At 73.2% G+C, this 9,924-nt stretch carries 9 protein-coding genes and 1 tRNA gene; 6 read left to right on the forward strand and 4 right to left on the reverse strand.

Going from position 1 to position 9,924, the window contains the following annotated elements; translation table 11 throughout:
* Positions 1 to 162: 162 nt before the first annotated feature.
* On the reverse strand, positions 163 to 390 hold the full coding sequence (locus ACG2DA_RS11300) for a hypothetical protein (RefSeq protein ID WP_395255766.1): 228 nt from the start codon (positions 388 to 390) through the stop codon (positions 163 to 165).
* Between the two features lie 331 nt (positions 391 to 721).
* On the opposite strand from ACG2DA_RS11300, the gene ACG2DA_RS11305 reads away from it, so the two are divergent.
* The gene (locus ACG2DA_RS11305) at positions 722 to 1,558 is read left to right on the forward strand and encodes a hypothetical protein (RefSeq protein WP_395255767.1); all 837 of its coding nucleotides are present in this window, start codon (positions 722 to 724) and stop codon (positions 1,556 to 1,558) included.
* Between the two features lie 48 nt (positions 1,559 to 1,606).
* On the opposite strand, the gene ACG2DA_RS11310 is transcribed toward ACG2DA_RS11305, so the two are convergent.
* From ACG2DA_RS11310 to ACG2DA_RS11320, 3 genes are all read right to left on the reverse strand, one after another.
* Complete coding sequence (locus ACG2DA_RS11310; protein WP_395255768.1) at positions 1,607 to 2,056, reverse strand: PGPGW domain-containing protein; 450 nt, start codon at positions 2,054 to 2,056, stop codon at positions 1,607 to 1,609.
* Between the two features lie 4 nt (positions 2,057 to 2,060).
* Positions 2,061 to 3,122, reverse strand: coding sequence for a YegS/Rv2252/BmrU family lipid kinase (locus ACG2DA_RS11315; protein WP_395255769.1), 1,062 nt, complete (start codon positions 3,120 to 3,122; stop codon positions 2,061 to 2,063).
* 69 nt (positions 3,123 to 3,191) lie between these two features.
* Positions 3,192 to 3,273 (reverse strand) — tRNA-Leu (locus tag ACG2DA_RS11320).
* Between the two features lie 556 nt (positions 3,274 to 3,829).
* On the opposite strand from ACG2DA_RS11320, the gene ACG2DA_RS11325 reads away from it, so the two are divergent.
* The 5 genes from ACG2DA_RS11325 (at position 3,830) to ACG2DA_RS11345 (ending at position 9,714) form a co-directional block, all read left to right on the forward strand.
* Positions 3,830 to 5,206 carry a beta-ketoacyl-[acyl-carrier-protein] synthase family protein gene (locus ACG2DA_RS11325; protein WP_395255771.1) on the forward strand — a complete coding sequence of 459 codons (1,377 nt, stop codon included), beginning with the start codon at positions 3,830 to 3,832 and terminating at the stop codon, positions 5,204 to 5,206.
* Between the two features lie 88 nt (positions 5,207 to 5,294).
* Positions 5,295 to 6,713 (forward strand): glutamate ligase domain-containing protein, encoded by a 1,419-nt coding sequence (locus ACG2DA_RS11330; RefSeq protein WP_395255773.1) that lies wholly within the window; start codon positions 5,295 to 5,297, stop codon positions 6,711 to 6,713.
* Positions 6,710 to 7,681, forward strand: a complete 972-nt coding sequence (gene murB, locus ACG2DA_RS11335; protein ID WP_395255774.1) for a UDP-N-acetylmuramate dehydrogenase — start codon at positions 6,710 to 6,712, stop codon at positions 7,679 to 7,681. Before ACG2DA_RS11330 ends, murB begins: the two co-directional genes overlap by 4 nt.
* Complete coding sequence (locus tag ACG2DA_RS11340) at positions 7,678 to 8,817, forward strand: D-alanine--D-alanine ligase (protein WP_395255775.1); 1,140 nt, start codon at positions 7,678 to 7,680, stop codon at positions 8,815 to 8,817. The genes murB and ACG2DA_RS11340 overlap by 4 nt, the downstream gene beginning before the upstream one ends.
* A gap of 396 nt (positions 8,818 to 9,213) precedes the next feature.
* The gene (locus ACG2DA_RS11345; protein ID WP_395255776.1) at positions 9,214 to 9,714 is read left to right on the forward strand and encodes a hypothetical protein; all 501 of its coding nucleotides are present in this window, start codon (positions 9,214 to 9,216) and stop codon (positions 9,712 to 9,714) included.
* The last annotated feature ends 210 nt before the right edge of the window (positions 9,715 to 9,924 follow it).

The following is a 9,924-nucleotide window of genomic DNA, read 5'->3' on the forward strand; positions in this document are numbered from 1 at the left end:
CGGACCGGACGGGACCTCCGTCTCATCGACCCGCCGCCGGTCGGTCCTGCGACGCAACCCGGGCGGACGGGCCGCCGCGGGGGCGCCCGGGCCGCAGAACCGACGCGATGCGAGGAACCGCCCGTCGGTTCTGCGACCGGCCGGGCGGCGTCGGGGGGGGCGTCAGGCGAGGCGCTGTCGCGGCCCCCACTCCGGCGGGCCGGCCGGTTGCGCGGAGGCCCGGCGGCGGGCGCGACGCCCGCCGCGGCGGCGAACGTCGCCGGGGGCGCCGCTCCACACGGGGACCACGGCGGGTTCCAGGGTTCGGCCGAACCCCGTCGCGTCCGCCCAATCCGGGGCGTAACGAACGAAGTCTTGCCGCAGACGATCCAGCCAGCTTTGCAACAGCATCCGGGCCCTTTGTCGGGGAGGTCGGCGGGGGCGGGCGGCGAGCGGGCTCGCCGCCCGTTCCCAGTGTACGCCCCCGACACCCCCCGGCGCGGCGCCGTTCGCCGCGGCCGCGGCGATGTGGGCGGCGCCCTCACCCCCGCCCGCGGACGGTTCGCCCCCCGCAACCCCTTCGCCCACCTGCCGGTCGACCGCGCCGGCGACGCCCGGTCGCCCCGGGGCGCCGGTTGCTCTGTGCGCGGCGGAAGGGTTCGTCCTAGGGTGCCCGGCCGACCGGTTCGTTCCCCCGGAGACCCGCCCGATCCCTCTGCGCCCGCCCCCGCCGGCCTTCCTCGTGGCGGCCTGTGCGGCCCTGCTGTGGAGCGACGCGCCCCCGGTCCGGGCGGGGGAGGCGGGGCCGGCGGTCGACCTGCGGGCGCTGGCGGAGGGGGTCGGAACCCGCGACGCGGCGGAGGAACCGTGGACCGTCGACCTGCCGTTTGCCCTGCTGTCGCCCCCGGCGCCCGAACTCAGCGAGTCCGCTCCGGAGCGGGACGGGCTTCTCTTCGACTGGCGGCCCGGCGTGTTTGACGCGAACGCGGCGGCCGACGACGACGTGGTCTCCCTGCTGGCGCCGGACCGGGGGGAGTTGGTCCTCACGGAAACGTCCCTGCTGGGGCGGGCCCTCGCCAGCCGGGGGCGGCTGCGGTTCGACGCCTGGTCGGACTTCGACGACACCACCCGCTTCGGCGGGCAACTCGTGGCGACCACTTGGCTGCGGGCGGCCGTGGACGCGGAGGCGTACGTCTGGGACTCCGACGATCCCCGGGCGCCCGGCGAACGCTTCGGCGGCAAGTACTACACCGGCGACGCGAACGTCGTCGCGCAGGTCGTCAGCCACCCGCGGGGCACGATGCGCACCGGGCTGGGGGCCGCCTGGGTGCGCGACGACGCCGGCGAGAGCGCGTTCGGCCCGCAGGCGACGATCGCCCTCGACGCCAACCTGCTCGGCCCCGCGACCGCCGGCTTCGAGTTCGATTACGGGGCGATCGAGGGGGACGAACTGTTCCGCTGGCGGTTGGAAGGCGGATGGGTTCTCGGCTTCGCGGAGCTGCGCACCGGCTATGACAAGCTGAACCTGGGCGACGAGAACCGCGGCGGCTGGTTCGCCTCGCTGCTGATGCGGTATTGAGCACCCAGGGCCGCGACCTCGGGTTGCCGAGGCCGGCGTCGGCGGCGGTCAGTCGACCCGGAGCGGTTCGGCCCCGCGGCGTTTCCGCAGGGAATTGAGCGCCCGCAGCACGAGCGGGCGGCGGACGATCGTCCGTTCCAACCGCCGCTTGCCCGGCAGGTCGGTGAGGACGACGCCGGCGAGAATCGTCAGCACGCCCTGACCGGGCAGCACGAGCATCGCGACGCCGGCGAGGATCAACGTCCCCCCGACCACGTTCTTCCCGACCCGGCCGGTCCACACGACGACGGGGTGACGCGGCCGGCCGGTGCGGCGGGAGACCGGCGCGGGGCGGCGTTCGCCGACGAAATAGTTCGCGGGAATGGCGGCGACCAGCCAGGGCAGGGCGAGCAGTCCGCCGACGAACGCAACGAAACTGAAGCCTGCCAGCACCGACAGGATCGTCGAGTGGCGGTCCGCGAACGCGGCGAACTCCTCCCAGACGTCGGTCGGCGGCACGGGGTCAGCCCGGCCCGTCACCGTGCGACCCGTCGGCGGGCGACTCGTCGGCGTCGTGCGACTCGTCGCCGGCGTCCTTCACCGGCGGGGGGCTCAGCAGCGGGGAGGTGGCGGGGAGCAGCACCCGGATCGCGTTCCGCAGCACGTCGAACTTCAACGTGCGATCGGTCAGCGGTTCGCCGTCGAGGTTCACCTGGATCGGCTCGTCCGCCTCGATGGTCACCTTCTCCGCCCGGCCGACGGTGATGACGGTGGGGTCGCGTCCCTCCTCGACCGCGACGAGGTCGTCGTAGAGGTGCTTGTAGCCGGAGATGCCGACCTCCGGGACGATCGTCACCTCCAGTTTGCCGTCGTCGATGCGGGCGTGCGGGGTGACGGCGATGCCGCCGCCGGCGTAGCGGCCGTTGCCCACGACCACGGCGAGCACCCGGCCGTGCCACCGATCGTCGTCGGCGGTGACGGTGACCTCCGTGCCGGCGGTGTCGGCGAGGTTTTTCAGCCCGGTCCACCAGTAGGCCATCCCGCCGAGCAACTTCTTGACCGTGGGGTCGGCCTCGGTGGTGACGCGGGCGGCGTAGCCGGCGCTGGCGGCGTTGAAGAACGGCCGCCCGTTGAGCCGGCCCACGTCCGCCCGGTGCGAGGAGAGGTCGGGGATCTGCAACAGGCAGCGGGGCGGGTCGTCGACCGGCAGGCCGGCGGCGGTGGCGAAGTCGTTGGCGGTGCCGTAGGGCACCACCGCGAGGATCGGCCCGCCGACCTCCACGCCGCCGGGACCGGCGGAGCAGTCCTGGCCGCACTCCACGAGGGCGGCGGCGACCTCGTTGATCGTGCCGTCCCCGCCGGCGGCGACGAGCACGGAGTTGCGGGCGGCCTCGGCTTCCACGCCCTCCATCGCCGCGAGCCTCCGGGCGACCTCCCGGGCGTGGCGGGCCGGGTCCCCGTCCTCCCAGCAGGCCCGCACGTCCACCTGGAAACCGGCGTTGCGCAGGCTGCCGACGGCTTCGCGGAGCCGCTCGTCCGCCGCCGCCCGCCCGTTGAGGATCAGCGTGATCGGACCGACGGACACGCGGGCGAACTCCGACGAGGGGCGCGGCGCCGGGCGGGAAGCCCGTCGCCGACGAGGGGAGAGGGGGAATGGGGCTGACAGGACTCGAACCTGCACCTCCGAAGAGACCGGATCCTAAATCCGGCGCGTCTGCCAGTTCCGCCACAGCCCCGGGCGAGCCGCAGTCTACCCCCGGGGAATCGCGTCTTCCACAGCGGGATTGCAGCGGAAGCGCCGGCCAAGGTCTGGGGAATCGACGGAAAGTTGGCGGATGTCCATCAACCTGACGACGGACAGCTTGACCCTCCCCCCTCGGCAGCGTCGAATACGGTCAGTCAGGCTGCGCAAGTCTGGGGCCTTATCCGTCCGCCGTGGGACGCGGACGACCGGGGTCCCGGGTTGCTCAGACGCCCACATCGTGACGCACGTCGCCACCGGCCCAACCGGTCGGGCGCGGGTTCCGCATTTGCCGCGGGGGCCGTCGCCGCCCGGTCTCCGCCGATGGTCGCGACGCGAACGGTCGTGACGCGCCGGCCCGACCCGCCGGCGTACGTCGGTCGGGGAAAGGTCATGCCGTCACCGGTTCGCGACCGATGCGTGTCACAGGCGCCCCCACGTCCGCAATTCGTCTTCACCCGGTTTCCCGCGACGGTCTACACCGTCGTCGGCTCCGCGTGCGGTCGGGTCCCGGTCGCGGGCGCGGTCCGTCTCCGGCGAGCGGGACACCCATGTCCGATTCCAGTCACCCACATTCGCGTTCTCCCCGCCCGACCCGGCGGCGCCCCCGGCTGGCCGCCAGGACCCGCCGGGCCGACGGCACGCCGCGTATCGTCGTCACCGGGGTGGGCGTCGTCTCGCCGGTCGGCATCGGCCGGACCGCGTTCTGGAACGGGCTCTGCAACGGTCTGGGCGGCGTCCACGCGGCGTCCGGTCTGGAGGACGTGCGGGGGGACCACTTCGGCGTCTCCGGTCGGCTGATCGCCGAGGTGTCGGACTTCGATCCGAACACGCATCTGTCCGATCGTCGCAAGCACTTCAAGACGATGAGCCGCGACGTCCAACTGGGCGTGCTGGCGGCGGACCTGGCCGCCGAGGACGCCCTGCTGCCGGCCGGCGCCGTGAACCCGGAGCGGATCGGCGTGGTCTACGGCGCCGGCCGCATCGCCCCCGGGCCGCTGGCCCTGGTGGAGGGCGCCGCGGCCTGCGTGGGGCCGGACGGGGCGTTCGATCCGAACCTCTGGGGCGAACTGGGCCTGCCGAGCGTCCCGCCGCTGTGGTTGCTCCGCCAGTTGCCGAACATGCCGGCCTGCCACGTCTCCATCGCCCTGGACGCCCGCGGCCCGAACAACACGCTGACCTGCCAGGACGCCAGCGCGATCCTCGCGTTGGACGAAGCCGCCCGCACCATCGCCCGCGGCGCCGCGGACGTGATGATCGCCGGCGCCTCCTCCAGCAACACGGACGCCTTCGATCTGGCCAAGATGCGGTCCGCCGGGGAACTGTCCGCCCAGACGAACGACCCGGAGCACGCCGTGCGGCCGTTCGACGCCCGCCGCGACGGGACCGTCGCCGGCGAGGGCGCCGCGGTCTTCGTGCTGGAGCGCTACGACCACGCGGTCGCCCGGGGCGCCGACATCTACTGCGAACTGCTCGGCACCGCCTCCGCCAGCGGCGGCCGGCGGAGCGATCAGGGGACCGGCATCGTCAACGCGATGAAGACCGCGCTGCACCGCGGCGGCATCGAGAAGGCGGCCGGCATCGGCCACATCAACGCCCACGGCAAGAGCACCCGCTGGGACGACCTCGTCGAAAGCCGGGCCTATCACACCCTGCTGGGCGACGACCTCGCCGGCGTGCCGGTGACGGCGCTGAAGAGTCACTTCGGCCACACCGACGCCGGCAGCGGCGCGATCGAACTGGCCGGCAGCGTCCTCGCCCTGCGGAACCGGCAGTTGCCGATGACGCTCGGGTTCGAGATGCCGGACCCGCTGTGCGGCATCGACGTGGTGCACGAGGGCCCGCTGTCGCTGAAGGGCACCTCCGGCGTGAGCGTGAACGCCACCAAAACCGGCCAGGCCGCCGCCGCGGTGTTGCAGGCCGTGTAGGGTCCGCTCCGCGGACCGGCCGTGTCGGTTCACGCTCCCGGCCGCTCCACGCTTGCCGAACGCGGTCCGCACAGCGGACCCTACGGTGATGCTCGACCCGTTCTCCCCCGGCCGCGTGTTCTGCGTCGGCGCCGCCGGCAGCGGGGTGCGGGCGATGGCGGAGTTGCTGCACGGCTTCGGCTGGCAGGTCAGCGGCACCGACCGCGGCAAGCCGGACGTGCTGGGCCGGATGCGAGCCAAGGGCCTCGCCGTCGCCCACGATCCCGATGGGAACATGTGGGACGAACGGCCGGACCTGCTCCTCTTTTCCCCCGCCGTCCCGCCGACAGACCCGGCCCGGCAGCGGGCTGAGATCGAGGGCGTCCCGCAGGCGACGCACATCGACCTGCTGGCGGAGCTGACGAAACTCCGGGAGACGATCGCCGTCGCCGGCACCCACGGCAAAAGCGGGACTGCGGCGCTGTTGGTGCACCTCCTCCGCTGCTCCGGCCGCCGGGTAGCGGGTTTCGTGGGGGCGGAGCCGGTCGATCCAACCTACAGCTTCGCCGATCCGGACCCGGAACTGTTGGTGGTCGAGGCGTGCGAGTGGAACCGCCATTTCCTGCGGCTCGAACCGCGGCACGCAGTGATCACCGGGGTGGAGTTCGACCACCCGGACAGCTACCGGGACGAGGCGGAATTGATTGGGGCGTTCCGTCGGTTCGTGGAGCGTGTGCCGATCGAAGGCACAGTGGTCTCCGAAGAAAAATGGCGTCGGTGGGCTAGCGAAGGCCGCAACGCCGTCGTCCGTTTCCACGAGCGCACTCCAGAGCGAAGCGGCCCGCGACCGGACGGCGTGTACGACGTGGGCCTAGGCGGCGGCGTGACGTTCGAGACGCGGGAGTGGGTCGGCAACGAGCAACGCTCCGCGATGCCCAGCGAGGCGCTCTCGAGGCATAACGTCGCCTTTGCTGTCGTTGCCGCGGCGGAGATGGGCGTCGACCTGGACGACGCCTGCATCTGGACGAACTGGCCGCACACGCCCGTCCCGATGCTCCGCCGGCGGTTCGAAATCGTCGGCGAGTGGCGTGGCCGGACGGTCGTGGACGACTACGCCCACCACCCGTCGGCACTGCGGGATCTGTACTGGAAGAACATGTTCTTCCATTGGGACGGCTTCGGGACCGGTTTGGTCTTCCAGCCCCATCAGTGCGCCCGGACCGAGGCGCTGTTCGACAGGTTCGCCGCGGCATTGCAGCAGTGGGAGAACGCCGCGGTGCTGCCCGTCTTCCCGGCTCGCGAAACCGCCACCGCCGAACAGTGCACCGCCCTCTCCCGCCGCTTGGCGGAGGCCTCCGGGGCGACCTTTCTGCCCGACCTTGACGCTCTCCCCCGCTGGGCGGACGATTCGACCCGCCCGGGAGACGCCCTCGTGCTCGCCGGGGCCGGCGACATCGATCGCGCCCGCGACCTCCTCTTCCCCGGCGCCCGCCCCTCCCCGGGAACCCGACCGTACAGCGCCGCATGAATCCCCCGGACGTTCCCGCTCCCGATCAGCCCGACGCCGAGGACGGCGCCGTCGAAGCGTCCGCGGAGCCGCCGGCGGAGCCGTTCGCCGACGCGGACCTCGCCGGGGCGACCGTCGTCACCGACGAACCGCTCGCCCCGAAAACCTGGCTGCGGGTCGGCGGGCCGGCCCAGCACTTCGCCGAACCCGTCAACCGGGAGCAACTCCAGGCGCTCGTCCGACGCTGCGCCGAGACCGGGACGAATTGCCGGCTTCTGGGCGGCGGGTCGAACCTGCTGGTCCGGGACGAGGGCGTCAGCGGTCTGGTGATTCGCCTGCCGAAGGAACATTGGAGCGACCTGACGATCGACAAAGTGGTCGGCTCGGTCACGGTCGACTGCGGCGCCCCGCTGTCGCACCTCGTCGCGGAGACGGTGAAGGCGGGGCTGGCCGGACTGGAAACGCTCGTCGGCATCCCGGGCACCGTCGGCGGCGCCCTGCACGGCAACAGCGGCGGCCGGCACGCGGACGTCGGCTCCGTCTGCGAGTCCGTCGAGGTGATGACCCGCTCCGGCGACATCTGCACCCGCACCCGGGACGAACTGTCCTTCGGCTACCGCCGCAGCAGTCTGGACGAACTCTGCCTGTTGCGGGCCACGTTCGCCCTGCGGCCGGCGGATCCGGACGCGCTGGCCGACCGGGCCCGCAAGACCTGGATCCTCAAGAAGAGCAGTCAGCCGCTCTCCCACCAGTCGGCCGGCTGCGTGTTCAAGAACCCCCGCGGCCAAAGCGCCGGCGACCTGATCGAACGGGCCGGGCTGAAGGGCACGCGGGTCGGCGGGGCGGAAGTCTCCGACCGGCACGGCAACTTCATCGTCACCGGCGAGGGCGCCAAAAGCGCCGACGTGCTGCGGTTGATCGACCTCTGCCGCGACACCGTGCTGCAGCGGACCGGCGTGGAGCTCGAAACCGAACTCCGCATCTGGTGAGCGCCGCGGACCTCACCGACGCCCTGACGGCGTCCGTCGACGCGACCGTCGCGACGCGGTACGCCGCCGCCCTCGGCTTCGCCCCAGAGGAGCTGCGGCCCGGCGCCGTGACGGGCGCGCCGCTGCGGATTGCCGTGATCTGCGGGGGGATGGGGCCGGAGCGGGAGATCAGCCTCGCCAGCGGGGCCGCGGTGCAGGCGGCGTTGAAGGATCGCGGGCACGACGCCGTCCGGCTCGAGCTGCCGCAGTCCCACGAGGACTGCGTCGACGCCCTGATGACGCTCGACCCTGTGCACGGCCCGTTCGCCACGGGGAAGAAAGAGGGCGGCGTTTTCCACGTGGCCTTCGTCGCCCTGCACGGACCGTTCGGCGAGGACGGCCGGGTGCAGACCGTGCTGGAACGGCTCGGCCTGCCGTACACCGGCAGCGGGGTGTGGAGCAGCGTGCTTTCCTGGCGGAAGCGGCTGGCGAAGGCCCGCTGGGCGGAACTCGGTCTGCGGACCGCCCCCTGGGCGGAGCTGTACCGCGGGGGCTGGGACGAGGACGAACCGCCGGAGGGCGCCGAAGACTGGCCGCTGCCCTTCGTGATCAAGCCGGACGCCGGCGGATCGAGCGTGGGGGTGACGCGGATCGACGACCTGTCCGCGTTGCCGGCCGCCCTCGCCGCGGCCCACGCCCACGACGAACTCGCCGTGGCGGAGCAGTTCGTCCCCGGGGAGGAATGGAGCGTCCCGGTGCTGGAGGGCGTGGCGCTGCCGCCGCTGCGGATCGTCCCGGCCGGCGGACCGGACGCTCTGTTCACCACGACGGCGAAGTACGAGGACGACCGCACCCGGGTCGAAGCGGTCCCCGTCGGTTCGGACGGAGCGGACGCGGGCGACGCCCCCAACGTGCCCGCGGCGGCGGCGGCTCTGGCGGTGCAGGCCGCGGAGGCGGTCTACGCCGAGGGGCTCTGCCGGGTCGACCTGCGGGTCGCCCCGGACGGGACGCCGTGGTTGCTGGAGCTGAACGCGGTCCCGGGATTCTCCGCGGCGAGCCTCGTCCCCCGCAGCGCCGCGGCCGTGGGCGTGTCCGCGGGCCTGCTGTACGAGCGCTGTTGCCGGCTGGCGCTGCGGGAACAGGGCGTCTCCGCCTGACGGGGACGGTTCGGTCCACGCGGCACATCCCGGCGGGGGCGCGAGACGGGATGAGGGGAATCGGCCGAATTCGGGCAAGTTCCCGGCGGGCTGTCCGTCACGACCGACACCAACCGGAGGACACGCCGGCCGCCGGCGGAAAGGGGGCGAACGGGCGAGGGGGGCCGCAGTCTTCGCGGCGAACCGGACGAAGTGAGGGGTGAACCTGCTCCGGTTCGCCAACCAACCGCCCGACGGCCCAACGGGGGCCGATGGACGAACGCCCCGCCACGCGGGCCGCCCCCGGGCGACCCGCCTTCGGCCGACGCCTCCCGCGTCGGCGGACGCGACGGCGGGACGGTACGGCGAGCCGTTTTCCCCTCCCGGTCTCAAGACGTCCCCAGAGGATCGTTCCCCATGAAGATGTTCTCCCTCGTCGCCGTCGCCGCCCTCTGTTGCTCCGGCAGCGTGGCGAACGCCGGCCTGTTCGGCCACGGCGACGCCAGCTGCGCCGCCCCGTGCGCCCCGACCTGTGCGGCTCCGGCCTACAGCGCCTGCGACACCGGCTGCACCGGCTACGCCCCGACGTACACCTCCTGCTGCGAGAAGCCGAGCCTGTGCGAGCGCCTGTTCGGCGGCGCGAAGAACGGCTTCGGTCTGTTCGACTGCTTCCACAAGGATGAGTGCTGCCAGCAGTCCTACTGCGCCCCGGTGACCTGCGCCGCCCCCTGCGGCGACGTTTGCGGCGCCGTCCCGACCTGTGCCGCCCCGTGTGCCGACGTCTGCGGCGCCGCCCCGACCTGTGCGGCCCCGTGTGCCGAAGTCTGCGGCGCTGCCCCCAGCTGTGCCGCCCCGTGCGAAGCCCCCTGCGGCGAGTACGTCGCCCCGACCTGTGCCGCCCCCTGCGGCTGCAACTGAATCCGGTCCGTCCCCCCGGACGACCGGCTTCGGCCCGAGGCTGACTCGCTGAGGAACGGCGGGCCGCTCCGGCGGCCCGTCCCAAAAACGCCAAGAACCTTGCGGTGACAACCCGAAGCGTCGACGTCGCGGAGTCCAGCGCTCCTTTCCACTGCGACAGGGTCCGACCGGACCCGAGGTCGGCCACAACCTGAGCGTCCCCGCCGCGGC

This window comes from Alienimonas sp. DA493, from assembly GCF_043951915.1.
In the GTDB taxonomy this organism is placed as follows: domain Bacteria; phylum Planctomycetota; class Planctomycetia; order Planctomycetales; family Planctomycetaceae; genus Alienimonas.

Bases quoted from the DNA above. Each gene is read 5' to 3' on its own strand.
- ACG2DA_RS11300 (WP_395255766.1), bottom strand. From the start codon at position 390: ATGCTGTTGCAAAGCTGGCTGGATCGTCTGCGGCAAGACTTCGTTCGT.
- ACG2DA_RS11325 (WP_395255771.1), top strand. From the start codon at position 3,830: ATGTCCGATTCCAGTCACCCACATTCGCGTTCTCCCCGCCCGACCCGG.
- ACG2DA_RS11330 (WP_395255773.1), top strand. From the start codon at position 5,295: ATGCTCGACCCGTTCTCCCCCGGCCGCGTGTTCTGCGTCGGCGCCGCC.
- murB (WP_395255774.1), top strand. From the start codon at position 6,710: ATGAATCCCCCGGACGTTCCCGCTCCCGATCAGCCCGACGCCGAGGAC.
- ACG2DA_RS11345 (WP_395255776.1), top strand. From the start codon at position 9,214: ATGAAGATGTTCTCCCTCGTCGCCGTCGCCGCCCTCTGTTGCTCCGGC.